The sequence below is a fragment of the Klebsiella sp. I138 genome (assembly GCF_051131765.1).
Classification (GTDB): Bacteria; Pseudomonadota; Gammaproteobacteria; order Enterobacterales; family Enterobacteriaceae; genus Klebsiella.
Genome location: NZ_CP180447.1, coordinates 5,418,150 through 5,440,918, shown reverse-complemented (window position 1 = coordinate 5,440,918; position 22,769 = coordinate 5,418,150). Strand labels below are relative to the sequence as shown.

18 protein-coding genes are annotated in these 22,769 nt (G+C 54.1%); 8 read left to right on the top strand and 10 right to left on the bottom strand.

The features are described 5' to 3' along the window. Positions 1 to 16: 16 nt before the first annotated feature. The 3 genes from ACMYSK_RS25490 to dpaL all read right to left on the bottom strand — a co-directional run bounded on the left by ACMYSK_RS25490 (position 17) and on the right by dpaL (position 4,110). Positions 17 to 1,609 (bottom strand): N-acyl-D-amino-acid deacylase family protein, encoded by a 1,593-nt coding sequence (locus ACMYSK_RS25490; protein ID WP_434639223.1) that lies wholly within the window; start codon positions 1,607 to 1,609, stop codon positions 17 to 19. Positions 1,610 to 1,678: 69 nt separating this feature from the next. Continuing rightward, a complete protein-coding gene (locus tag ACMYSK_RS25485; protein ID WP_434639222.1) occupies positions 1,679 to 2,863 on the bottom strand; it encodes a YgeY family selenium metabolism-linked hydrolase in 1,185 nt (394 codons plus the stop codon). Positions 2,864 to 2,898: 35 nt separating this feature from the next. After that, positions 2,899 to 4,110, bottom strand: a complete 1,212-nt coding sequence (gene dpaL / locus ACMYSK_RS25480) for a diaminopropionate ammonia-lyase (RefSeq protein WP_434644368.1) — start codon at positions 4,108 to 4,110, stop codon at positions 2,899 to 2,901. 381 nt (positions 4,111 to 4,491) lie between these two features. On the opposite strand from dpaL, the gene ACMYSK_RS25475 reads away from it, so the two are divergent. Both ACMYSK_RS25475 and ACMYSK_RS25470 read left to right on the top strand, forming a co-directional pair. Then, positions 4,492 to 6,240 carry a sigma-54 interaction domain-containing protein gene (locus tag ACMYSK_RS25475; RefSeq protein WP_434639221.1) on the top strand — a complete coding sequence of 583 codons (1,749 nt, stop codon included), beginning with the start codon at positions 4,492 to 4,494 and terminating at the stop codon, positions 6,238 to 6,240. Positions 6,241 to 6,724: 484 nt separating this feature from the next. Continuing rightward, on the top strand, positions 6,725 to 7,627 hold the full coding sequence (locus ACMYSK_RS25470; protein WP_434639220.1) for a sugar phosphate isomerase/epimerase family protein: 903 nt from the start codon (positions 6,725 to 6,727) through the stop codon (positions 7,625 to 7,627). Positions 7,628 to 7,696: 69 nt separating this feature from the next. On the opposite strand, the gene ACMYSK_RS25465 is transcribed toward ACMYSK_RS25470, so the two are convergent. The 6 genes from ACMYSK_RS25465 to rpiB all read right to left on the bottom strand — a co-directional run bounded on the left by ACMYSK_RS25465 (position 7,697) and on the right by rpiB (position 14,755). Further along, positions 7,697 to 8,635, bottom strand: coding sequence for a 2-hydroxyacid dehydrogenase (locus ACMYSK_RS25465; RefSeq protein ID WP_434639219.1), 939 nt, complete (start codon positions 8,633 to 8,635; stop codon positions 7,697 to 7,699). Positions 8,636 to 8,695: 60 nt separating this feature from the next. After that, a complete protein-coding gene (locus ACMYSK_RS25460) occupies positions 8,696 to 10,018 on the bottom strand; it encodes an MFS transporter (RefSeq protein WP_434639218.1) in 1,323 nt (440 codons plus the stop codon). Positions 10,019 to 10,358: 340 nt separating this feature from the next. Continuing rightward, positions 10,359 to 11,213 (bottom strand): sugar phosphate isomerase/epimerase family protein, encoded by an 855-nt coding sequence (locus ACMYSK_RS25455; RefSeq protein ID WP_434639217.1) that lies wholly within the window; start codon positions 11,211 to 11,213, stop codon positions 10,359 to 10,361. Between the two features lie 83 nt (positions 11,214 to 11,296). After that, on the bottom strand, positions 11,297 to 13,288 hold the full coding sequence (tkt, locus tag ACMYSK_RS25450) for a transketolase (protein WP_434639216.1): 1,992 nt from the start codon (positions 13,286 to 13,288) through the stop codon (positions 11,297 to 11,299). Further along, complete coding sequence (gene tal, locus ACMYSK_RS25445; protein WP_434639215.1) at positions 13,275 to 14,255, bottom strand: transaldolase; 981 nt, start codon at positions 14,253 to 14,255, stop codon at positions 13,275 to 13,277. The genes tkt and tal overlap by 14 nt, the downstream gene beginning before the upstream one ends. A 20-nt stretch (positions 14,256 to 14,275) precedes the next feature. Then, complete coding sequence (gene rpiB / locus ACMYSK_RS25440; RefSeq protein WP_434639214.1) at positions 14,276 to 14,755, bottom strand: ribose 5-phosphate isomerase B; 480 nt, start codon at positions 14,753 to 14,755, stop codon at positions 14,276 to 14,278. Between the two features lie 332 nt (positions 14,756 to 15,087). On the opposite strand from rpiB, the gene ACMYSK_RS25435 reads away from it, so the two are divergent. The 3 genes from ACMYSK_RS25435 to ACMYSK_RS25425 all read left to right on the top strand — a co-directional run bounded on the left by ACMYSK_RS25435 (position 15,088) and on the right by ACMYSK_RS25425 (position 18,720). Then, positions 15,088 to 16,848, top strand: coding sequence for a dihydroxyacetone kinase family protein (locus tag ACMYSK_RS25435; RefSeq protein ID WP_434639213.1), 1,761 nt, complete (start codon positions 15,088 to 15,090; stop codon positions 16,846 to 16,848). Further along, positions 16,839 to 17,618: a triose-phosphate isomerase family protein gene (locus ACMYSK_RS25430; protein WP_434639212.1), complete on the top strand. Its 780-nt coding sequence runs from the start codon at positions 16,839 to 16,841 to the stop codon at positions 17,616 to 17,618. Before ACMYSK_RS25435 ends, ACMYSK_RS25430 begins: the two co-directional genes overlap by 10 nt. 139 nt (positions 17,619 to 17,757) lie before the next feature. Next, the gene (locus tag ACMYSK_RS25425; protein WP_434639211.1) at positions 17,758 to 18,720 is read left to right on the top strand and encodes a sugar-binding transcriptional regulator; all 963 of its coding nucleotides are present in this window, start codon (positions 17,758 to 17,760) and stop codon (positions 18,718 to 18,720) included. 118 nt (positions 18,721 to 18,838) lie between these two features. Here the strand turns inward: ACMYSK_RS25425 and ACMYSK_RS25420 are convergent, their stop codons facing one another. Beyond that, positions 18,839 to 19,750: a LysR family transcriptional regulator gene (locus ACMYSK_RS25420; protein ID WP_434639210.1), complete on the bottom strand. Its 912-nt coding sequence runs from the start codon at positions 19,748 to 19,750 to the stop codon at positions 18,839 to 18,841. Positions 19,751 to 19,862: 112 nt separating this feature from the next. Between ACMYSK_RS25420 and speB the strand changes: the two genes are divergently transcribed. Genes speB through ACMYSK_RS25405 form a run of 3 tightly spaced genes read left to right on the top strand, consistent with a single transcriptional unit; the run spans position 19,863 to position 22,761 of the window. After that, positions 19,863 to 20,813 (top strand): agmatinase, encoded by a 951-nt coding sequence (speB, locus tag ACMYSK_RS25415; protein ID WP_434639209.1) that lies wholly within the window; start codon positions 19,863 to 19,865, stop codon positions 20,811 to 20,813. Positions 20,814 to 20,824: 11 nt separating this feature from the next. Beyond that, positions 20,825 to 21,688: a sugar phosphate isomerase/epimerase family protein gene (locus tag ACMYSK_RS25410; RefSeq protein WP_434639208.1), complete on the top strand. Its 864-nt coding sequence runs from the start codon at positions 20,825 to 20,827 to the stop codon at positions 21,686 to 21,688. Then, the gene (locus tag ACMYSK_RS25405) at positions 21,685 to 22,761 is read left to right on the top strand and encodes an isopenicillin N synthase family dioxygenase (RefSeq protein ID WP_434639207.1); all 1,077 of its coding nucleotides are present in this window, start codon (positions 21,685 to 21,687) and stop codon (positions 22,759 to 22,761) included. Before ACMYSK_RS25410 ends, ACMYSK_RS25405 begins: the two co-directional genes overlap by 4 nt. Positions 22,762 to 22,769 lie beyond the last annotated feature (8 nt).

Below are 22,769 nucleotides of genomic sequence, written 5' to 3'. Positions count from 1 at the left end.
TGTTTAGCGTTATTTATTAATATTGTTTTCTGATAACAGTACCGCTACAGGCATAGCTTTCGGTGCCATTGATTAAGGCAATACGTCCATTAACCATGACTAGCTCAATACCTTCCGGGTATTGATTAGGTTCAACAAACGTCCCCTTATCGGCAATGGTTTGTGGATCAAACATCACAATATCTGCAGCATACCCCTCCTTAATCAGCCCGCGATCCTGCAGGCCTAACACCTCAGCCGGTTTCCCGGTCATTTTGCGAATGGCCGCCTCCCAGCTCAGACATCCCTCTTCGCGCACATATTTCCCGAGCACCCGTGGGAAAGCACCAAACACGCGGGGGTGAGGTTTGCCAGCGCCCATTAAACCGTCGGTACACACGTTCTGCTCTGGGCGACAGAGGAATTTTATGACGTGTTCTTCGGTGCCATAGAAATCAACCATCCCGACGGCATTTTCTTCGTCAAAGAGCAGATCAAAAGTGGCGTTATACGGATCCTTACCGCGTAATTCTCCAAGCTGGACAAGGTTCAGCCCCACGGCATCCTGATTTTTTTCTGTTTTCACGCTGGTGACAAAAATCTGATCCAGACCCGCAAAATCAATAAAGTTATCCCATCCAGGAATGCCCTGCTGAATATCGGCAATCATTTTCGCCCGCAGCTCAGGTGAGGCCAGGCGCTCAAGCAGCTTATCCGTACCGCCAGAATGGACCCAGGGCGGCAGGATCACGCCGAGCATAGTGCTGCCCGCCACATAAGGATACTGGTCGTAAGAGATGCGAATCCCCTCTTCCTGCGCCTGCTCCAGCATCCCCAGCATCTGGTCGATCAACCCCCAGTTTTTCTTACCGCAGACTTTCATATGTGAGATATGCAGCCAGACCCCGGTCGCTTTAGCGATATCGATCAACTCCTGCGTTGAGTTGATAATGTCATCCGCTTCACTACGCTGATGTACAACAAAGAGACCGTCGTATTTCGCCGTGACCTCACACAGCGCAATCATTTCGGCGGTGTCACCAAAGGCGCAAGGCATATAGATAAGCCCGGTGGAAAGACCAAACGCCCCGGCTTTTAACTCGCGCTCAAGGACTTCACACATCTTCGCCACGTCTTCGCGAGTAGAAGGACGCCCGTCCAGCCCCATGGCCTCCATGCGGACGTTTCCATGCGGTACCAGATAGGCCAGGTTTGTTGCCGGATGGCGGGATGCCAGCAGGTTAAGATAGCCGTCAGTATTTTTATATTTCCAGTCTATTTTGTCGGTATCACCGTCCAGCCCGGCAATATTCTTACGCCAGGCCGGAATATATTCCTCGGGCAACGGCGCAAGCGCAACGCCATCCTGCCCCAGTAATTCCGTAGTAATTCCCTGGCGAATCTTCGCCGACAGCGCAGGATTAATAATGGCCGACAAATCAGAATGAGTATGAGTATCAATAAATCCCGGACAGATAATTTTATCCGTTGCATCAATAACCTGTTCATTTACCCCGGCGTCAATCTGACCGATCGCGACAATACGACCGTCATCCACCATGACATCGGCAATTTTGCCTTTACTACCTGTTCCATCGATCACATTTCCGTTCTTGAAGATGGTTTTCATCTTTATTCTCCATTGCAGTGCCGATAAACGGCACTGCCGGTAAGGTAAGAGGGTTTTATCTTTTATTTTTTAAGCGCGATAGAGTGTCTGGATGATGCTGTAATAGCCTTTGGCCGAACCGGCCAGCTGATCGATTTCGATATATTCGTCGATGGTGTGCGCCAGGTTTTCACGCGAAGGACCAAAACCAATGGTTTTGATACCCGCTTCGCCCGCATAGTGGCTACCGTTAGTGCAAAATGAATACTGCGTGATGGTCGGATCAAACCCTGCGGCACGCACGCCGGCAAGAGCGGCCTGAACGAACGCGTCAGACTCTGGATATACCCAGCCGGGGAAAAAGCGCTCCCCCTCAATGGTTGCGCCGGTATAGCAGGACTCCTGGCCTACAGCATAAGAGACAGAGGCCTTGAACTGCGGATCCTGCGCCATCTGCTCCGCTAGCGCCTTTTCCAGTGGGGCCAGGACGCTTTCTTTGGTTTCCCCCACCAACAAACGGCGATCGTACGTCGCGCGACAGTAATCAGGTACCACGGATGCGCCTGGATACGGCGACGATTTAATATCGGTCAGCTCCAGAATACCCGGCCCCAGAACCGGATGCGTTGGCGGGGCGATGGTGCGAATGTTGTCGATAAGCTGCGCCATTTTGTATACCGCATTAATCCCGGCCTGCGGGTTGGCTGAATGGGCAGGTTTGCCAAACGTTTCGACAACGATTTCGGCCCGGCCGCGCTGGCCAATTTTCAGGTTTAATTCGGACGCCTCGCCGATAATCACATAATCAGGCTGGTAGCGTTCACTTACCAGACGGGCGGCGATACCTTCAAAACACTCTTCATGTACGATGCAGGCAACATAGATTTTGCCGGGAAAATGCCGCTGGTTATCCTGGCCGAAAAACCCGACGGCGGAGATCATCGCGGCAACCGCACCTTTCATGTCCGTGGTGCCGCGGCCATAGATTTTGCCATCAACAATATCGCCGCCATACGGGTTGTGGGTCCACTTCTCAGCGTTCACCGGTACGGTATCAATATGCCCATCCAGGACCAGCGTTTTCCCCGGCTGATTGCCCACAATACCGCCAACGATATTGCCGTACTTATCGACGTGGATGTCATCAAACTGGTAATGCTGCATCATTTTTTTTATGGCATTAACCACATCCCCTTCCTGACCGGAATAACTCTTTTGCTGGATCAGCGTCTGACAGTTCTTAATAACTTCATCAATACGGTTTGCAGATAACATGGTTTTCTCCGTTACTATGTTCAATCAGGAAATGATTAACTGATGCTCGGGTACTGGCCGCCCCAGACAATATCCAGATACTGCTGCGGGTCGGTATCACCTTCTGTGCTTATCACTAATACGCGCGAGTGCTCATCCAGCCCCAGCTGTTCACGCGTTTGCGCCAGCTCAGGAGAGGTCATGAGCATGGCCAGAAGGCCGGTAGTTACCGCGCCTGATTCACCAGAAATAATCTGCGGATCGCCCGCGAGTGGATTGCCCAATATACGCATGCCTAGCGCAGCGACTTCATCAGGGCAGGAGACAAAGGCGGTGGCATAATCACGCAGCAGTTTCCAGCCAATCGTGTTGGCTTCACCGCAGGCGAGACCGGCCATCACGGTCTGTAGATCCCCGCCTACGGCCAGCGCTTCCCCTCCTTTGGCACGCGCTGAGCGGTAGAGGCAATCGGCAATTAACGCCTCGGCGACGATCACTTTAGGGCGATGCTCTCCCCAGGCTGCCGTCACCATTCCCTGAACCATTCCGGCAAATGAACCCACGCCTGCCTGAACGAAAATATGAGTCGGCGGAACCTGATGAAGCTGAGTCATCGACTCCAGCATCAAGGTGCCGTAGCCCTGCATAATCCAGAGAGGGATCTTTTCATATCCTTCCCAGGCCGTGTCCTGCACCACGATCCAGCCATGTTTTTCAGCTTGTTCAGCCGTCATGCGAACGGCGTCGTCATAGTTCATATCAACGATTTCCGCGGTTGCTCCCTCATTGCGGATAGATGCCAGGCGCTGCTGCGAAGAGCCTTTCGGCATGTAAACCACCGCATTCTGCTGCAGTTGCCGCGCCATCCACGCCACGCCTCGGCCGTGGTTGCCATCCGTCGTGGTCGCAAACGTCACCGTTTTCAGGTCGTGGCGCACCTCTTCGCTGGTCATTCTCTCAAAGGGCAATTCGCTGATATCCTTACCCAGCAATTCAGCGATATGGCACGCCATGGCATAAGCGCCCCCCAGCGCTTTGAAGGCTTTCAGGCCAAAACGCTGTGACTCATCTTTAAGATAAAGAGTTTTTACACCCAGCTTTTCCGACAGCGCGGATAGCGTATACAGCGGCGTCGGCGCATAGCCTGGAATAGACCGATGAAAATTCAGCGCCTTGACCAGCTCCTGCTGGCTAAACGCGGTCAGCGATGCGCCAGGGTGTTCGGTAAACGGTGTTTGGTTGATAAAAAATGACAAGTTATCCTGCATCATAAAACCTCATTGTCTTGGTATTTCACTCCCTGTAATCGGTGTAATACAGAGATATTTAAGATATCGCTATTCAATCAAAGCAAAATGCTTACCAGTTTTTTATGAAGGGAGTTAATTCTTAAAAATATTTTAATAAAGGCTTTAAACTCAACACATTAAATAACACCGCAGCTATTCAACCTGTAAAAACAACCCTGCGAGTTTATCGCCCTTTTTTGATAAATTCTCAGTAATGAGAAATAGTGTGATCGCGGAAGATAAAACAGAAAAAAGCTCTAAAAACAGAACAGTAGATTGATTTTTCGCAAATCAATTTTTCTAAATTTCGCATATTTATCATTTCTATTGATAAATTCATCACGATGCCGGAGAAGTACCATGATTTCAGTGCTCAGCAATATTCAGGATGATATCTGCAATTATGCCGACGCTATTTCTGGTATTACCGGTACGGATGTTGAAATCATCGATGAATCATTAATGCGCATCGCCGGCACGGGGAAATACCGGCATATGCTCAATCAGAACGTGGCCAAAAATGGCTATATCTATCGCCACGTTTTGCAGGTGCGTGAAACGGTATTGATCAAAAATCCCGGAGAACATCCGCTGTGCCAGCGATGCGAAAAACACCGCTACTGTTCAGAAATGCTTGATTTGAACGCCCCCATTTTTCTCAATAAACGGGTCATCGGTGTGATCGGAATCATTTGCTCAACGCAGGCGCAGCGTGAAACGCTGCTGAGCCAGATTGATAAATTTGTTACGTTCATTGAACAAATTGCCGTCATGATCGCCAGCAAAGTGTTTGAATGCCTGGAACGCTTACGTGCCCAGGAGACGCTAGGTGCCTTTCGGCGACTGATTGACGCGATGGATCGCGGCGTAGTGGCTATTGATGGCCATGGCCGTATCTGGCATGCCAACCATTCAGCAGATCGCATACTCAACCGGGAAGTTCAGGGACTCCCCCTCACCATCGAAACCACCGGCGATAGCTTATATGGCGATGAGGAAGCGTGGCTGACGCTGGATGGGCAAAAACACCATGTACTGTGCAAACAAATTTCCCTTTCATCGCCGGATAATGATCGCTTAACCATGATCATTTTTCGCGACGCATACGACTACCTGAATACCATGCCGGTATCCGCCTATGAATCGGATACTCAGGTACGCCTGATCGGCCACTCGCCCTCAATGGAACAGCTCAGAAATACCATTGGCAAAATCGCTAACAGCTATGCCAGCGTACTGATAACCGGGGAGAGCGGGTCGGGTAAAGAAGTGGTGGCATTTGCCATCCACCAGAGCAGCCCGCGCAAAGCCGCGCCTTTCGTCACCATCAACTGCGCGGCCATCCCCGAACAGCTGCTGGAAAGCGAGCTATTTGGCTACGTCCGCGGTGCGTTCAGCGGCGCGGATCCCAAAGGGCGCATGGGCAAATTTGAGCTGGCAAACGGCGGCAGTCTGTTCCTGGATGAGATAGGCGATATGCCGCTTCATCTACAGGCCAAGCTGCTCCGGGTGCTTCAGGAAAAGACGATTACCCGCGTCGGCTCTAATAATATTATCGAGATTGATACCCGTATTATTGCTGCGACCAACAAAAATATTCACGCCATGGTCGAGAATAATCAGTTCCGCGAAGATCTTTTTTATCGCCTGAATGTGGTTCCCCTGGTTCTCCCTTCTCTGCGGGAGCGACGCGCGGATATCGCCGTTCTTGCCCAATATTTTGCCGACGACTTCTCGGCAAGCTACCAGCGTCCGCCGCAAAAACTCCCCGATGATGTCATCAACCGTCTTTATGCCTGGCACTGGCCCGGTAACATCCGTGAGTTACGCAATGTTATTGAATACATTTTTGTGATGCGCGGAGAAGCTGCCGGGATTAACGCCAGCCATTTACCGCCTTATCTCCTCAACGCTGCTGACGGCAGAAAATCCACCTCAACCGCAGCGCCCCGTCAACTCGCCAGCCGGGGTAAACAAGCGGAAAGAGACGCCATTGAAAGCGCAGTACAACGATTTGGCTCAGACGTAGAAGGTAAGAAAAAAGCAGCGACCGAATTAGGGATCAGTATCGCGACGTTATATCGAAAAATTAAGCTGTTCGGTCTGTGATTTACCGCCCGGATTCCCCGTCGCTTTAGCGCTCCCTGTCCGGGTGGTTGTTAGCCTGCTTACACCAGAAAGGGATAAAACCTCGCCATGATGTGCCACCCTGCCCCCTCCCTTTAACCTGTATCTCTGCAACCCATTTACCTCTGGAGCACTCTTTTATCGTTCAATTCAAAGACCTGACATTTGAACATAATAATAACTATTGACCTCCTCCTTTCACCGCCCGCAACACGCCCGACCTCATTAACAATAAATTTATATAACATACTAATTTTAAGCATCAATAACTGTCATTCCCTTCAATAAACTCGCGGGACACAAAATGCGATCCTCATCAAATTTACGCTAAAACAGACGTTCTTTCTTTGTTCATATGTTCAATAATCATTACTATGTTCACTACGTAGTCACCCTTTCCTGCATACATGACCACCACACATCAGACCTACTTTTTTCTCTTATCTGAGGAGGCAGCGATAACATTATGACGACCGAATTGTATCCATCCGCCCACCTTGCCGAGCTTTTTTTCCCGCTCGCTGGTGATGAAAATGCACTTTTGCACGTCATCCGCGAAATCGCCGGCATCGGTTATTACCGGGGTTTTGAAACCGGTATTATTCATCAACCGGAGATTGCCCGGACTGTCCGCACGGTAGCTGAACAGAATCACTTAAACGTAACCCAATGGTTAACGTTTGAACTGCTGAAAGACAATTTGAACCTCAGTAGTCTGGACGCCGATCTACGAGAAAAGTCGATTCGCCGCGCCTGCGAGTTGGTTCATTTGGCAGCGGAATGCGGGACCAGCAAACTCTCGCTGGTCAGCGGTAGCGACCCCGGAGACGCACGCCGCGAAGAGGCCAAAAAAGGTTTTGGTGAGGCGCTGGTGCGCATTGGCGAAATCGTTGGCCAGTATGACAACATGCTGTTGCAGGTCGAACCGCTCGATCGTTTTGCACACAAATGCCAGCTTATTGGCCCGACAGATGAGACGGTCGAATGGATGAAAACCTTACGACCAGACTGCCCGAAACTTTATCTTGCCTGGGACAGCGCCCACGTGGCGCTGAACGAAGAAGACCTTGTCGAATCCCTATCGATGGCCGCACCGCTGATTTCACAGCTTCATCTGGCTAACGCTATCCTCGATCCGCAGGCACAAGGATATGGTGATTACCACATGAAATTTGGCGAGCCGGGCTTTCTCACAACCGAGACGGCGGCAAAAATCATCAGCACCGCAATGAGTCTTCCCTTGCCGAAAGCGCTCGGTCCCATCTCGCTGGCGGTCGAAATGCGCACCACCGATCGGGACGATCTGTGGGATAACGAGCGGCAGTGCCGGGAATTTCTGCAGAATGCCTGGCGCGCTGCACTGCGCTAACCGTTGTACATATAATAAAGGGGCCGTAAGGCCCCTTTTTCACTTCCTGCATTGCACCACAGCATCTGCTTAGCGCAGCGGTGGAACCGGAGTCAACACCGCCTGACCGGCGTAAAACGCAGCAATATTATCGATCACCAGCTTTGCCATCGCCGCACGCGTTGCCCGGGTTGAACTGCCAATATGCGGCGTAACCACAACCTCATCCCGATGCAGTAATGCTGGCGGAATATGGGGTTCGTTGGCAAACACATCCAGCCCCGCCCCGCCAAGTCTGCCTTCGGTAATGGCCTCAACCAGAGCCTCCTCGTCCACGACACTCCCTCTGGCAATATTAATTAAAATCCCGTCTGCCCCCAGCGCGGCGAGCACTTCGCGGTTGATAAGCTTCTCACTCTCTTTACCCGCGCTGGCGCAAACCATCAGCACATCGCTATTTTTTGCCAGCTCCAGCAAATCAGCATAGTAAGTCACCTCTCCGCTCTCTACGGGGTTGCGGTCAAAACAGGCAATGTGCATGGCAAAGCCTTTTGCCCTTCTGGCGACGGCCTGTCCGATGCGGCCAAAGCCCACAATACCTAACCGTGCGCCGCTCACCTTGGTTGACTGGGGATATGACCCCGACTGCCAGTCGCCGCGTTCAATAAACTTCTGCGCGCCGTTGATCCTCCGCGATACATTCAACATCAGGGCAATCCCGAGGTCGGCAACATCGTCGGTTAAAATATCCGGAGTGTTGGTGACCTGAATATTACGGTTAAATGCGGCGCGGATATCCACGCCGTCGTACCCGACACCAAATACGGCAATGAGTTTTAATTCTGGCAACTGGTTAATCAGCGAGGCTGTCACTTTCGACTCTCCGCTGGCTAATATCACCTGAATATCCCCGGCAATGGTATTTAACTCTTCAGCTGACAATTGACTGTGTTCATACAGCGTGTGGTCACGCGCCAGCTCCTCCGCTAACACCTGCGGTACTTTATCCACTCTTAATATCACTGGCATAACAGTATCCTGTATATAAACGTAATTACTCGACCGTGAAAACCGACTTAACCCGGGTCATTATTTCTGAAACGATAATTTCCCGTTGCCAACCGATAATTTATTAAAGTTAATACACAGGGTACCCACGGTATAAAACCCGGCGCAGACCGCAAAATAAACCAAAACACTCTCATAGCTCCCGGTGGCCTGCAGAATAACGCCAACCAGAATAGGTACCAGAATACCTGCGCAGCTGTTTGCCATATTCATTAACCCACCGACCAGGCCGACGCGATCTTTTGGCGCCAGGATAGCCGGGAAACTCCAGTACAGGCTGCCGAACATCATGAAAAATGCTGCGACAGAGAGCAGCGTAACCGCAAGCTCAGGATCGGTCACCGTCGCCAGGGCATACAGCACAGACAACCCGACAATACCGGAGACGGAAAGCAGACTTTTCAGCGCCACGTTATGGCTGACGCCCTTTTTCACCAGGAAGTCGACAAAGAAACCGCTAAACAAACATCCCAGCGTCCCCATGATAAAGATGAAGAACGTCGAGTTACCGATAGAGGCCAGCTGCAGACCCTGTGCCTGCGCCAGGTAGCTCGGTCCCCAGGTCAATAACCCCCAGTAGACCATGCCCCATGAAGCACGCCCAATCATGATGGCCACCATCGTAAACCAGCTGATACCCAGACCCTTTGTCGGTGTGGAGTCATCGATCCCGGTCGCGCTGTTGGTGTTGCCAGCCGCAATATATGCGACCTCTTTTGGATCCACCCGGGGATGTTCAGAGGGGCGGTCGCGCAGGATTCGCCATGCCACAAAACCCAGCAGCATTGTGAAAATACCAACCACCACAAAGGTGATGCGCCAGGAGTCCAGCAGCAGAATCAGGTGGGCAACAATGATGCCACCAATCGCCACGCCCAGCGGGCTACCGGAGTCCATAATAACCGCACCACGTCCCCTTTCTGACTGGGTCAACCAAGTCGAGCTCAGCTTCGCCCCACTAGGAGAAACCGGAGCTTCCATGGCACCTAAGCCAATACGGGAGAGAATCAGGCTGAGCCCCCCGCTTGCCAGACCGATAATGGCCTGGAAGAAGCCCCAGCCAAAGAGCGCGCCGGTGATCACTTTACGCGGACCGTAGCGATCCAGTAACCATCCACCGGGAACCTGAAGCAGGGCATAAGACCAAAAGAAACTACTGAGAATCAAACCTTGAGTCGTCGGTGAAAGATCAAACTCTTCTTTTATATAAGGCATCCCAATAGATAATGTAATACGATCCATCAGGTTGACGGCCAATAAGAAGAACATAGTTGCAAAGATAACCCAGCGATAATTCGTTGGCTTCTTTGCATTTGATGACGGAGTGAGTGTAGAGTCAGACATAATTAACCTTCGGTTTTAAAAATAGTTAAAAAAATAAAACACAATTAATTTATGAACCTTGGGTGCTCTATGAACATTCGTTACGTTTTTTGATTTAATCGTACAAAAGAACAAGACCTGAACTTATGTTAAGCACATAACAACACAGTTATTAAAGACCGTGTGCGATGCTAATCACATAATACCGAACAGGCATAACGGCTTTTTTCCTTATTCTCGCCGTCTAAGATATAAGCTTGCAGTTCATTCTTAATGAACGAAATAAATATGCTGCAAGATCTCAGAGAAAATAAAATGCGCCGGAAACTAACCGCCTGGTTAAGCCGCGGCGCCATTTAATTTATGCATCATGCAAAGCATACCCGAGCCATTTTTCCAGCATCTCGCGAGACTGTATCAACACCTCAAGACTACGCGCAGGATCGACAGGCGAATCGCCGCGTACAGGGTAACTATCGCGCTGACGGTGCATGCGTAAAGGAATTTCCAGACTGCACGGGATGGCGAGCTCGGTAAGTTCTTTCAGCATGGGCACGTAGTTCAACTCCCCGTAGCCCATTGGCGTAAAATGAACTTCCCCATCGCGCACCTCGAGATCCTTCAGATGGCAATGCTGAGCGCCCGGTAACATCGCGATAGCCTGTTCAATCGGATCGGCATCGGGGCACAGCGAAACGATATTGCCGGCATCAACGTTAAAGGCCACCGCCGGGCTGCCGACGGCATCCAGCAGCCCAAAGCCATCGTTGGCCAGGCGAAAAACGTCATAATTGGGATCGCCCCCATTTTCAAGACAGATCACGCAGCCATGATCGCTGGCCACCGGTGCCAGTTCACGCAGGTTAGCAATAATGCGCGCCCGATCGGCGCTTCTGCCAACGCAGACGTTGATCCATTTTGCGCCAATCATGCTGGCGAAGCGGATACGCCGGCTAAACTGCACCACGGTATCCACGGCCCCCATATTCATCGTCGCGCCAAGCGAATGCGTGCGGAGCTGGTGTTTTTCCAGAAGCTCGCCAATATACCGGGCGTTCTCCTCCCCGAATAACTCAGGGGGCATATCGCCAACGTAACCCTGGTTGTAGGCCAGCTCGACATAGCGAAATCCGGCTTTTTTTATCGTGCTAAATGCGACATCAGCGTCCAGACCATCAAACATCGCGGTATTTACACCAATTAAAAGCTTGTTCATGCTGATTCCCTCCCGACTAAATTCATGGCGCTATCGGCACGTAGGGTGCCGAACAGCACAATCTTTCCCGTCTCTCGGCGCAGCTACAGCAGCGCTTTCGCTTTCGCGACCACGTTGTCGACGGTGAAGCCGAACTCTTCGAACAGCAGTTCCGCTGGCGCTGACTCACCGAAGGTGGTCTTGCCAACGATAGCCCCGTTCAGGCCCACGTATTTGAACCAGTAGTCAGCAATGCCCGCTTCGATAGCAACGCGTGCAGAAACGGCTTTCGGCAGCACGGATTCACGGTAAGCCGCGTCCTGCTTGTCGAACGCGTCGGTCGACGGCATGGACACCACGCGCGCCTTCACGCCTTCGCCTGTCAGCTTGTCCCATGCCGCAACCGCCAGCTCAACTTCAGAACCGGTTGCGATGAAGATAAGCTCTGGCTGACCCGCACAGTCTTTCAGCACGTAGCCACCGCGAGCGATGTCTTTCAGCTGCTGTTCGGTACGATCCTGCTGCGCCAGGTTCTGACGAGACAGGATCAGCGCGGTCGGGCCGTCGTGACGCTCAACACCGTATTTCCACGCTACCGCAGATTCCACCTGGTCACACGGACGCCAGGTTGACATGTTCGGGGTCACGCGCAGAGAAGCCACCTGCTCAACCGGCTGGTGAGTCGGGCCGTCTTCGCCCAGACCGATGGAGTCGTGGGTGTAGACCATCACCTGACGCTGTTTCATCAGTGCAGCCATACGCACCGCGTTACGCGCATATTCGACGAACATCAGGAAGGTCGAGGTGTACGGCAGGAAACCGCCGTGCAGGGCGATACCGTTGGCGATCGCGGTCATCCCGAATTCGCGCACGCCGTAGTGGATGTAGTTCCCGGCAGTATCTTCGTTGATGGCTTTAGAACCCGACCAGATAGTCAGGTTAGAAGGCGCCAGGTCAGCGGAGCCACCGAGGAATTCCGGCAGTAACGGGCCAAACGCTTCAATCGCGTTCTGCGACGCTTTACGGCTGGCGATTTTCGCCGGGTTAGCCTGCAGCTTAGCGATGAATTCGTTCGCTTTCGCGTCGAAATCAGCCGGCATGTCACCTTTCATACGACGGGTGAATTCAGCCGCTTCCTGCGGGAAGGCTTTGGCATAGGCTGCGAACTTCTCGTTCCACGTTGCTTCTTTGGCCTGGCCGGCTTCTTTCGCATCCCACTGCGCGTAGATATCAGACGGGATCTCGAACGGTGCGTATTTCCAGCCCAGCTGTTCGCGGGTCAGCGCGATTTCTGCGTCACCCAGCGGTGCGCCGTGGGAGTCGTGGGTACCGGCTTTGTTCGGGGAACCGAAACCGATGATGGTTTTGCACATCAGCAGAGACGGTTTGTCGGTGACCGCACGCGCTTCTTCTACCGCGCGTTTAATCGCGGCTGCGTCGTGACCGTCAACGCCGCGCACCACGTGCCAGCCGTAGGCTTCAAAGCGTTTAGCGGTATCGTCAGTGAACCAGCCTTCAACGTGGCCGTCGATGGAGATGCCGTTGTCATCATAGAACGCCACCAGTTTACCCAGCTTCAGGGTACCCGCCAGGGAGCACACTTCGTGGGAGATACCTTCCATCATGCAGCCGTCGCCCATGAAGGCGTAGGTGAAGTGGTCAACGATATCGTGGCCCGGACGGTTGAACTGCGCGGCCAGCGTTTTTTCCGCGATAGCCATGCCCACGGCGTTAGCAATCCCCTGGCCCAGCGGGCCGGTGGTGGTTTCCACGCCTGCGGTGTAGCCCACTTCCGGGTGGCCCGGAGTCTTAGAGTGCAGCTGACGGAAGTTTTTCAGCTCTTCGATCGGCAGGTCATAACCGGTGAGGTGCAGCAGGCTGTAGATCAGCATGGAGCCGTGGCCGTTGGACAGCACGAAGCGGTCGCGGTCGGCCCAGGCCGGGTTCTGCGGGTTATGGTTCATGAAATCACGCCACAGGACTTCGGCAATGTCAGCCATACCCATCGGGGCACCCGGGTGGCCGGATTTGGCTTTCTGTACAGCATCCATGCTCAGCGCACGAATAGCGTTAGCCAGCTCTTTACGCGATGACATTCGCCGCCTCCTGTTTTTCCAGCAGTCCACTCAACATCGATTCCAGCTTCTCCTGATCCTGCGCAAATAAACGGATACCTTCAGCCAGTTTATCGACGGCCATCGGGTCCTGATTGTGCAACCAGTAAAACTCAGCTTCAGTCAGGGGTGATGGCGGCACTTCGCCTGCCAGCGGAGGCACCAGCGCAACGGCTAACTCTCCCTCCATCCGGCTGAGCGCCTCCAACAGAGCGGGGGCAATCGTCAGGCGATCGCAGCCGGCCAGTGCGATAACCTGTTCCGTTTTTCGAAAGCTCGCGCCCATTATGACCGTCGGATAACGATGTTTTTTGTAGTACTCATAAATATTGCGTACCGAAATGACGCCGGGATCGTGCTGCGGATTATCATCCTCCAGCAGTTCGCGCTCGCGATACCAGTCGTAAATACGCCCGACGAACGGTGAAATCAGCCATACCCCCGCTTCGGCGCAGGCGCGCGCCTGAGCAAATGAAAACAGCAGAGTCAGGTTGCAGTGAATACCTTCACGCTCCAGCTCTTCCGCCGCTTTAATACCTTGCCAGGTTGAGGCCAGCTTAATCAACACGCGAGAACGATCGATCCCGGCCTCTTCATAGAGACGAATCAGCTTACGCGCTTTGGCCATGCACAGGCCACGGTCAAAAGAGAGCCGCGCGTCAACCTCGGTAGAGACTTTGCCCGGCACCTGGCGCAGCAGTTCCAGGCCGATGTTCACCGCCAGTTTGTCACTGGCGTTGATCAGACGCGTCTGCGCTGTCCCGCCCTGCTCACAGGCCCAGGCAATGGCCTGCTCAATCAGCGGGCGATACAGCGGCTGCGCCGCGGCTTTCAAAATCAGTGACGGATTAGTGGTCGCATCTTGCGGATGGTATTCGCGGATTGCGGTGATATCGCCGCTGTCCGCGACGACGGTGGTCACTTCTTTCAGTTTTTCCAGAATAGTCATTGTGATGACTCCTTTATTCATCATTCCTCTGACCGGGCCGCGTAATCCGGGTGAGCAAGCGTTTCGTAATAGTCGATACGTTTTACCTTTGGCCCGGAGCGTCCGGCTTCAAATTCGGCGGCAAGCCAGGTATCAACCAACATTAACGCCAGTTCACTGCCCACGACCCGAGCGCCCAGGGTCATGATTTGCGCATTATTACTTTTACGGGCGCGCTCGGCCGAGTAAACGTCATGACACTGCGCCGCACGAATTCCAGGAACTTTATTAGCGACAATCGCCATCCCGATTCCAGTACCACAAAATAAAAGCCCGCGTTCAAATTCCCCTTCGCGTATGGCAGAAGCCAGGTTGAAGGCGATATCCGGATACATCTGGTCATTCCCCGCCACGTCGTGGCTAAAGTCAACGACCTCAATCTCTTTGTGTTTCAGGTGTTCCTTAACCAGATTTTTAAGCCCGGTAGCGGCATCATCCGCACCGATTGCGACTTTCAACATATTTTTACCTCATAGATTACGGTGGCTGCCTCGAACTTATGTTCACTAGCCGTTCACGTGATGGATTCAGGCTGGGTATTTCGATCGCTCAAATGAACTAAAGTTCACTGCTTGTTCGTATGTAATAATGTTTAGCAAGAAAACCGGCGCTTAAAAAGGGGGGTAATAAGCAAAAATTCGCTTTATTCGTCAAATCACGACCATGATCACATATCCACCCATTGAACATTTGATTGAATCAAACGATCTGCTAGCGTTCATTTGTGATGGTGATACAAAGGCCAGGAAATGGCGGCTGGGGTAATTAATGCAAATCATCTGGAGAAGAAAACATGACCTGGATTTTTAACCGACCGTCTGACTTCGCGAAAGAAATGGTGGCGGGTTTTGTCAGCGCGCATGCCTCACTGGTGCGGCAGGTTCCCGGCGGCGTGGTGCGTAACACGCAGAGTAAAGCAGGCAGCGTGGCTATCGTGGTTGGCGGTGGCTCGGGGCATTATCCGGCCTTTGCCGGACTGGTTGGCCAGGGCCTGGCGCACGGGGCGGCAATGGGTAATCTGTTTGCCTCTCCTTCCGCACAGCAAATCTGCTCCGTCGCGCGCGCTGCCAATAACGGCGGCGGCGTGCTGTTGATGTTCGGCAACTATGCCGGCGATGTCCTGCATTTTGGGTTGGCCTGCGAACGGTTACGAGCAGAAGGCATTCCCTGCGAAACCATCGCTATCACCGATGATATTTCCAGCGCGCCGCTGGCGGAAAAAGAGAAGCGCCGCGGTGTGGCAGGAGATCTGGTGGTATTTAAAGCGGCCGCCGCAGCGGCTGAACGCGGTGATACGCTGGCCGAAGTCGTGGCTATCTCCCGTCGCGCCAACGAACAAACGCGCTCGCTTGGCCTGGCCTTCAGCGGGTGCACCTTTCCAGGGGCAGAACATCCGCTGTTCACCATTCCGGAAGGAAAAATGGGCTTCGGTATGGGAATTCATGGCGAACCGGGTATCAGCGAACTCGATATTGTCCCGTCGCACGAACTGGCGCGCATGCTGACGGCGACACTGCTTGAAGAACGTCCACAGGCCATTGTGCAGTCCAAAGGCGCGCGCCTGGGCGTGATTATTAACGGGCTGGGTTCGGTCAAATATGAAGAGCTTTTTGTCTTCTGGCATGACGTACAGCAGCAATTACAGGAAGCCGAAGTTGTCATTGCTGACGTCCAGATCGGTGAATTTGTAACCAGTTTCAATATGGCCGGAATGTCGATGACCTTTGCCTGGTTTGATGACGAGCTGGAATCCCTGTGGCTTGCGCCCGCCACCACACCTGCCTTTAATCGTGGTACCGTACTTCCGCACAAACCGCTCGATCCGCAGCAGCTGGAACAGCGCGGCGCCGTCAATATCCCGCAGGGCAGTCCGGCATCGCGACAGGTTGCCGTCAAGGTCATGAGCATGATTGACGCCGTGGCGCAAACGGTCATAGAGAATGCCGAAGAATTTGGCCGTATTGACGCAGTTGCGGGTGACGGCGATCATGGGATCGGAATGGAGCGCGGAGTGGTCGCCGCACGCGACGCCGCGAAAAAAGCCCTCGAACAGGGTGCGGGAGCCGGTACCCTACTCCAGTTCGCAGCAGACGCCTGGGCAGATGAAGCGGGCGGAACCTCCGGCGCTATCTGGGGCGTCATTCTCAATACGCTGGGTATCACCATCGGGAATGATGAGAAACCCGATGCCGCACGAGTGGCGCTGGCCGTTGCGCAGGCTAACGCCGGCGTCATGCATTTTGGCAAAGCGAAGCCCGGTGATAAAACGCTTGTCGATGTGCTGCTTCCGTTCAGTGAGGCGCTCAGCGCCGCCGCTGACGAAGGTTTATCCCTCACTGACGCATGGCATCAGGCCGAGCCGGTCGCCCGGCAGAGCGCGAAAGATACCGCCCAGCTGCTGCCTAAGATTGGCCGCGCACGTCCGTTGGCTGAACGCAGCCTTGGCACACCGGATGCGGGAGCGGTATCGCTGGCGATGATCATCGCCGCCGTGGGCGTCTGCATGGCAGATAAAACCGAAACAGTACAATTGCAGGAGAACGTATGTCCCTGAATCTGGTGATCGGCACCAGCCATAAAACCTATTTTGGCTATGAGCAAACGCAGATGTGGTGCCAGCAGGTCGCGGAGATACTACGCCAACAGCCCGAGCCGCTGGCTGCGCATCTGCAGCTGTTCACCTTTCCCGCCATGCCCGCGGTAGCAACGGCGCTGCAATGCTTTGAAGGGACCGCCATGGCCACCGGAGCGCAGAATATCTGCCCGGCCCCGCCCGGGGCCTGGACCGGTGAGAGCAGCGCGTCCATGCTACAGGAAATGGGCTGCCGCTACGTGGAGCTTGGCCATGCCGAACGGCGGCGCCACTTCGGTGAAACGACAGCAGTTATTAATCAAAAGATCGATATGGCCCTTGCAAGTCATCTTACTCCGGTCATTTGTATCGGCGAAGACCGGCAGATGAGCGCTGATGCCGCCGCCGTTTACGCCATCGGTCAGGCGCAAGAGCTGCTGGCACATCGCGACAAAGATGCGCTCCCGGCGATAATTTTCGCCTGGGAACCACAGTGGGCCATTGGCGCTGCGGAACCTGCCAGCGATCGCTATATTCGCTGTGTCTGCCAGGCGCTACGCTCACATCTGCATAATCATTACGGCCCGCAATTGCAGGTTATCTACGGCGGCAGCGCAGGTCCCGGCCTGCTGAGCCGTCTGTGGCCAGATGTGGACGGAATTTTCCTCGGCCGCTTCGCCCACCGGCCTCAAGCCTTTGCCGCCATACTGGCTGAGGCGCAAAAGATAATTCGTCGCCACCCGGCAACCTGATTGACGCGTTTGACCTGTGCGACGGAAGCCAACACCGGTCCGTCGCGCTTACCCCGCATGAGGTAAAAATATTTCTGATATACTTTCAGCAAATGTTCACCCTCTAAACATTAATCTACCGCGTGGAGAAAGCAGCCGAATGGAAAAATCGAGCGCGTCCCAGGAATATGAGTTACTCACCGAGATAGCTGTAGCTTATTACTGTGATGAAGTGACGCAGGAGGAGATAGCCAATAAATTTGGCTTTTCCCGTATCAAGGTTGGACGTCTGCTAAAACGGGCAAAGGAAGAAGGGATTGTCGAAATCAACGTCCGCTACCATCCCATATTCAGCACGCAGCTCGAAAAACAGCTCAAAGAACGCTTCCCCATCAGCCGCGCGCTTATCGCACTCGATCATAACGATGAAGAAGAGCAGCGCCGTCAGGTAGCAACGCTGGTATCAAGCCATCTTAATAACATATTGAAAGATAATATCGTGGTGGCTGTCGGACAAGGCCGCAATGTCGCAGCGGTGGCTGAGTTTTCCGGCACCATCCAGGCCCGGGACTGCCGTTTTATTTGCGGCATCGGCGGGACGCATCGTCCTGGCGATATCATCAATGCCGACCATATCAGTCGCCTTCTGGCGAAAAAATTTGGTGGCAGCAGTGAATCACTGTATGCCCCGGCCTACGTCGAAAACATGCAGTTAAAAGAACTGCTGCTGCAAAACGGTACTATTAAAGAAACGCTCGATCGCGCCCGCAAAGCCGATATTGCGCTGGTAGGTATCGGCGATATGAATGAAGAAAGCTACATGGTGAAGCTGGGCTGGTTTACGCCGCAGGAAATCAACGATGCCAGCATTAACCAGGGTGTTATTGGTGATGTTGCCGGTTACGACTTCTTCAACTCCCGCGGTGAGCATGTCAATACGGTGATGGACAACCGGGTGATTGGCCTGAGCGTTGAAGAACTCAAGCAGATCCCCTGCGTCATCGCTATTGCGTCTGAAAACACCAAAGCCATGGCGATAATGGGCGCGCTGCGCACCGGGGCGATCGATATTATCGCCACCAGCGCACGCAACATTCGGACTATTTTAAGCATGAGCCAGTAGCGGGTGCCGGGCGGGCGCTACGCCGCTCGCTCCTCGTTCCCCCCACATTTTTCGCCAGTCCCTCCAGGACACCGAGTCAGCAACTGGCTCGGACATCAGGCCAGCAAGCTCTCTCCCCTCAATAACTCCACTTCGGCCTGGCTACCGTATTCTTCTTCAGCAAATGACGAAACTCTTTCAGATACGGCTCGTTGCTGCGCCCACGCCTGCAAATCGCTGAGAACGGCGACTGGAAGCCAAATTCGTTGGGCAGCAGTACCCGCAGCCGGTTCTCTTTGATCCACGGCCAGGCATAGTGTTCGGGGAGATAGCCGATATATTTCCCGGAGAGAATCAGCAGCAGCTGCGCATCAACGGTTTCCACGGTGGCGCTGCCTTTACTAAAGCCGCGGCGGCGCAGATCGCTGGTATTCCAGTAGCTACGAGTTACCAGTGGACACTGGCTGATGTGGTCTTTATCGAGCTGGCGGCTGAAGAACATCGGATGCAGGTCGCTGCAGTAGAGCCAGTGCTGCTCGCGATAGAGCGGTTCACTGATAATGTTATGCACCTGGGAGTTATAGCTGCCAATAGCCAAATCAATATGGTTGTTCAGCACGCCGTTCAGCTGCTCAGCCGGCGTGCGAATTATTAGCTTAATATGCACGTTGGGAAACTTATCGCTGAAGCTGCGCAGGACCACCGGCAGGGACAGCGCAGTTTCGGTTTCAATCGAGTCCAGCGTCGAAATGCAAATCGTCCCGCTGTGCTCGCCTTTCAGCAGCGCCGACTGGCGCTCCAGCTCGTTCAGCTCACTCAGCACCCGAATCGCCTGCTGTAAAAACTGCTGCCCTTTCTCGGTGAGGGCAAATCCGCCGCGCCCGCGCTGGCACAGGCTGAACCCCAGCTGTCCTTCGAGCTGAGACATCGCATTGCTGATCGCCGACACGGAAATACCCAGCTCCTGCTGGGCCCTGCCATAGCTTTCAAGGCGCGCCACTGCCTCAAAAACCTGCAGCTGTCGAATGTTGAGACTGCCATCGTTGAGCATATTTAGTTCACCAATAAATGAACTAAGTATTTACGGCAGACGATTTAAAGTCCAGCCCATCTTTCGCACTATCACTCTGTCGAGCATTTGTGTGTCAGATTCAGGAGCTGAAATGGATAACGTCTTTCATCAACCACAAGGTGGCAACGAGATGCCACGTTTTGGCGGCCGCGCAACGATGATGCGTCTGCCTTTTATTGAAGATTTACATGGACTTGATGCGGCATTCGTTGGTATCCCGTTAGATATCGGGACGTCACAGCGCTCCGGCACCCGCTACGGACCGCGCTATATCCGCACCGAATCAGTGATGATCCGTCCCTATAACATGGCAACCGGCGCGGCGCCTTTCGAATCACTGTCAGTGGCTGATATTGGCGATGTGCCGATAAATACCTACAGCCTGCTCAAATCAGTGCAAATTATCGAGGATTACTACACGGGATTAAATAGTTTCCCGCTGATCCCGCTGACCCTCGGGGGGGACCACACCATCACCCTGCCGATTCTGCGCGCCCTGACCAAGAAACACGGCCCGGTCGGGTTGATTCACGTGGATGCCCACACCGACACCAACGATGAAATGTTCGGGGAAAAAATCGCCCACGGCACCACCTTCCGCCGCGCCGTTGAAGAGGGGCTACTGGACCTCAAACGCGTAGTGCAGATTGGCCAGCGCGCCCAGGGCTATGCCGCCGGTGACTTCCAGTGGGGCGTCGACCAGGGCTTCCGTCTGGTACAGGCGGAGCAGTGCTGGCACAAATCCCTCGCTCCGCTGATGGCTGAAGTCCGCCAGCAGATGGGCGACGGCCCGGTGTACCTCAGCTTCGATATCGACAGCCTCGACCCAATCTGGGCGCCAGGCACCGGCACACCGGAAGTGGGCGGCCTGACGTCGATTCAGGCCCTGGAAATTGTCCGCGGCTGCCGTGGCCTGGACCTGATTGGCTGCGATCTGGTCGAAGTCTCTCCGCCCTACGACGTCAGCGGCAACACCTCTCAACTGGCGGCAAACCTGCTCTACGAAATGCTCTGCGTACTGCCCGGCGTGAAATACCCATAAGGATTCAGATCATGCAACTCACGGTTTTTCGTACGCTTTGGGGCGTCACCACCCCATGGCAGCAAACGGTCAGCGAGCTGAAAAGCGTCAGCTGCGGCGGCATTGAAGCGCGCGTTCCGTTGACCCCGGAAGAACAGCAGACGCTGGCCCGACGCCTGCAGGAATCGGCGCTGGAATATATCGCCATCGTGTTCAGCGGCGGCGGTGTGATCCCTGCGCAGACCGACACGCCGCAGCAGCATCTCGAACGCTTAAAAGGCCGCTTTGATGATGCCAAAGCGCTGAACCCGCGCTTCGTCAACCTGCTGGCCGGGAACGACCGCTGGCCGCTGGCGCAGCAGGTGGATTTTCTCGGCAAAGCCCACGAGCTGGCGGTGGCGTATGAGCTGACCTGCTGCTTCGAAACCCATCGAGCCACCTCGCTGTATAGCCCGTGGCTGACCCTGGAGATTATCCAACAGCTGCCGCAGCTGCGGTTTACCGCCGATATCAGCCACTGGATTGTGGTGAGTGAACGCCTGCTGGATGACCCCTGCGATGATTTCAGCGCCTTTATCGACCGCGTGCACCACATTCAGGCCCGCGTTGGTTACGACCAGGGGCCACAGGTGCCCCACCCTGCGGCAGCGGAATACCATGCTGCGCTGCAGTTTCAGCAGCGTTTCTGGCAGCAAATCTGGCAATCACAGCGCCGGCGCGGATATCAGGGCACCACGCTAACGCCGGAATTTGGCCCCGACGGCTATCTGCACCACCTGCCGTTCACCAATGTCCCGGTCGCCGATCTGTGGTCGCTGAATGCATGGATGGCGACGCATGAACAACAGCATTTTGCCGAATTTTTATCGCTAACCGAACAGGAGCTGCAGAAATGAGCGTTGCGAAAAGTTCTTTCACTGAATTACCGACCATCGATATCAGTGCGCTTGCCAGCGACAGTCTGGCAAAACGCCAGACCGTCGCCGACGCGATAGGCGAAGCGGCGCGTGAGGTCGGCTTTTTCTACATCACCGGCCACGGTATTGCCCCTGAACTGATCGCCGGGGTCCGTACCGCGGCAAAACAGCTCTTCGCCCTGCCGATGGAGCAAAAGATGCAGTACTACATCGGTCATTCGAAAAGCCATAAAGGCTATGTTCCTGAAGGTGAAGAGATTTATGGTTCCGGCAAACCCGACCATAAAGAGGCATTCGATATTGGCTTCCAGGCCGCCGATAACCATCCGTTTGTCCTGGCGGGCACCCCGCTGATCGGCGCCAACGAGTGGCCGCAACTTGCGGAATTTCAATCCCGGGTGCTGGCCTACTATGACGCGGTGTTTGCCCTCGGTCATCGTCTGTTTGACGCCTTCGCCCTCGCCCTTGGCCTGCCGGAAGGGTATTTCCAGGCGATGGTAACCTGCCCGCCGTCCAAGCTGCGCCTGATTCACTACCCCTTTGATGCCAGCGCAGAAGATGTTCCCGGTATTGGTGCACACACCGATTACGAGTGCTTCACCCTGCTGCTGGCTGACCAGCCGGGCCTCGAAGTACTGAATGAAGATAGCGTCTGGATCGATGCGCCACCGGCGAAGAACGCCGCAGAAGAAGAGGCGTTCGTGATTAATATCGGCGACATGCTGGAAGTATTAAGCGCTGGCACATTTGTTGCTACAGCACACCGTGTTCGCAAGGTGCCCCAGGAGCGCTACTCCTTCCCGCTGTTTTTCGCCTGCGATTACCACACGCTGATCCGTCCGTTGCCCAATTTTTTGGCCGCCGGAGAAGCCAGCGACTATCAGGAATTAAGCATCGGCGAACATATGTGGAGCCAGGCGCTGCAAACCTATCGCTACCTGCGCGAGAAAGTCACCAGAGGCGAGTTGCAGCTTCCGGAGCGCGCGCGCGGCACCAACACTTTTGGTCACCTGAAAAAACAAGCACAGCAAAAAACCGTTAATAACCCGTGAGGATAGAT

What these genes read in the sequence shown, in the direction of transcription:
- ACMYSK_RS25490 (WP_434639223.1), bottom strand. Translation starts at nt 1,609, where the DNA reads ATGAAAACCATCTTCAAGAACGGAAATGTGATCGATGGAACAGGTAGT.
- ACMYSK_RS25485 (WP_434639222.1), bottom strand. Translation starts at nt 2,863, where the DNA reads ATGTTATCTGCAAACCGTATTGATGAAGTTATTAAGAACTGTCAGACG.
- dpaL (WP_434644368.1), bottom strand. Translation starts at nt 4,110, where the DNA reads ATGCAGGATAACTTGTCATTTTTTATCAACCAAACACCGTTTACCGAA.
- ACMYSK_RS25475 (WP_434639221.1), top strand. Translation starts at nt 4,492, where the DNA reads ATGATTTCAGTGCTCAGCAATATTCAGGATGATATCTGCAATTATGCC.
- ACMYSK_RS25470 (WP_434639220.1), top strand. Translation starts at nt 6,725, where the DNA reads ATGACGACCGAATTGTATCCATCCGCCCACCTTGCCGAGCTTTTTTTC.
- ACMYSK_RS25465 (WP_434639219.1), bottom strand. Translation starts at nt 8,635, where the DNA reads ATGCCAGTGATATTAAGAGTGGATAAAGTACCGCAGGTGTTAGCGGAG.
- ACMYSK_RS25460 (WP_434639218.1), bottom strand. Translation starts at nt 10,018, where the DNA reads ATGTCTGACTCTACACTCACTCCGTCATCAAATGCAAAGAAGCCAACG.
- ACMYSK_RS25455 (WP_434639217.1), bottom strand. Translation starts at nt 11,213, where the DNA reads ATGAACAAGCTTTTAATTGGTGTAAATACCGCGATGTTTGATGGTCTG.
- tkt (WP_434639216.1), bottom strand. Translation starts at nt 13,288, where the DNA reads ATGTCATCGCGTAAAGAGCTGGCTAACGCTATTCGTGCGCTGAGCATG.
- tal (WP_434639215.1), bottom strand. Translation starts at nt 14,255, where the DNA reads ATGACTATTCTGGAAAAACTGAAAGAAGTGACCACCGTCGTCGCGGAC.
- rpiB (WP_434639214.1), bottom strand. Translation starts at nt 14,755, where the DNA reads ATGTTGAAAGTCGCAATCGGTGCGGATGATGCCGCTACCGGGCTTAAA.
- ACMYSK_RS25435 (WP_434639213.1), top strand. Translation starts at nt 15,088, where the DNA reads ATGACCTGGATTTTTAACCGACCGTCTGACTTCGCGAAAGAAATGGTG.
- ACMYSK_RS25430 (WP_434639212.1), top strand. Translation starts at nt 16,839, where the DNA reads ATGTCCCTGAATCTGGTGATCGGCACCAGCCATAAAACCTATTTTGGC.
- ACMYSK_RS25425 (WP_434639211.1), top strand. Translation starts at nt 17,758, where the DNA reads ATGGAAAAATCGAGCGCGTCCCAGGAATATGAGTTACTCACCGAGATA.
- ACMYSK_RS25420 (WP_434639210.1), bottom strand. Translation starts at nt 19,750, where the DNA reads ATGCTCAACGATGGCAGTCTCAACATTCGACAGCTGCAGGTTTTTGAG.
- speB (WP_434639209.1), top strand. Translation starts at nt 19,863, where the DNA reads ATGGATAACGTCTTTCATCAACCACAAGGTGGCAACGAGATGCCACGT.
- ACMYSK_RS25410 (WP_434639208.1), top strand. Translation starts at nt 20,825, where the DNA reads ATGCAACTCACGGTTTTTCGTACGCTTTGGGGCGTCACCACCCCATGG.
- ACMYSK_RS25405 (WP_434639207.1), top strand. Translation starts at nt 21,685, where the DNA reads ATGAGCGTTGCGAAAAGTTCTTTCACTGAATTACCGACCATCGATATC.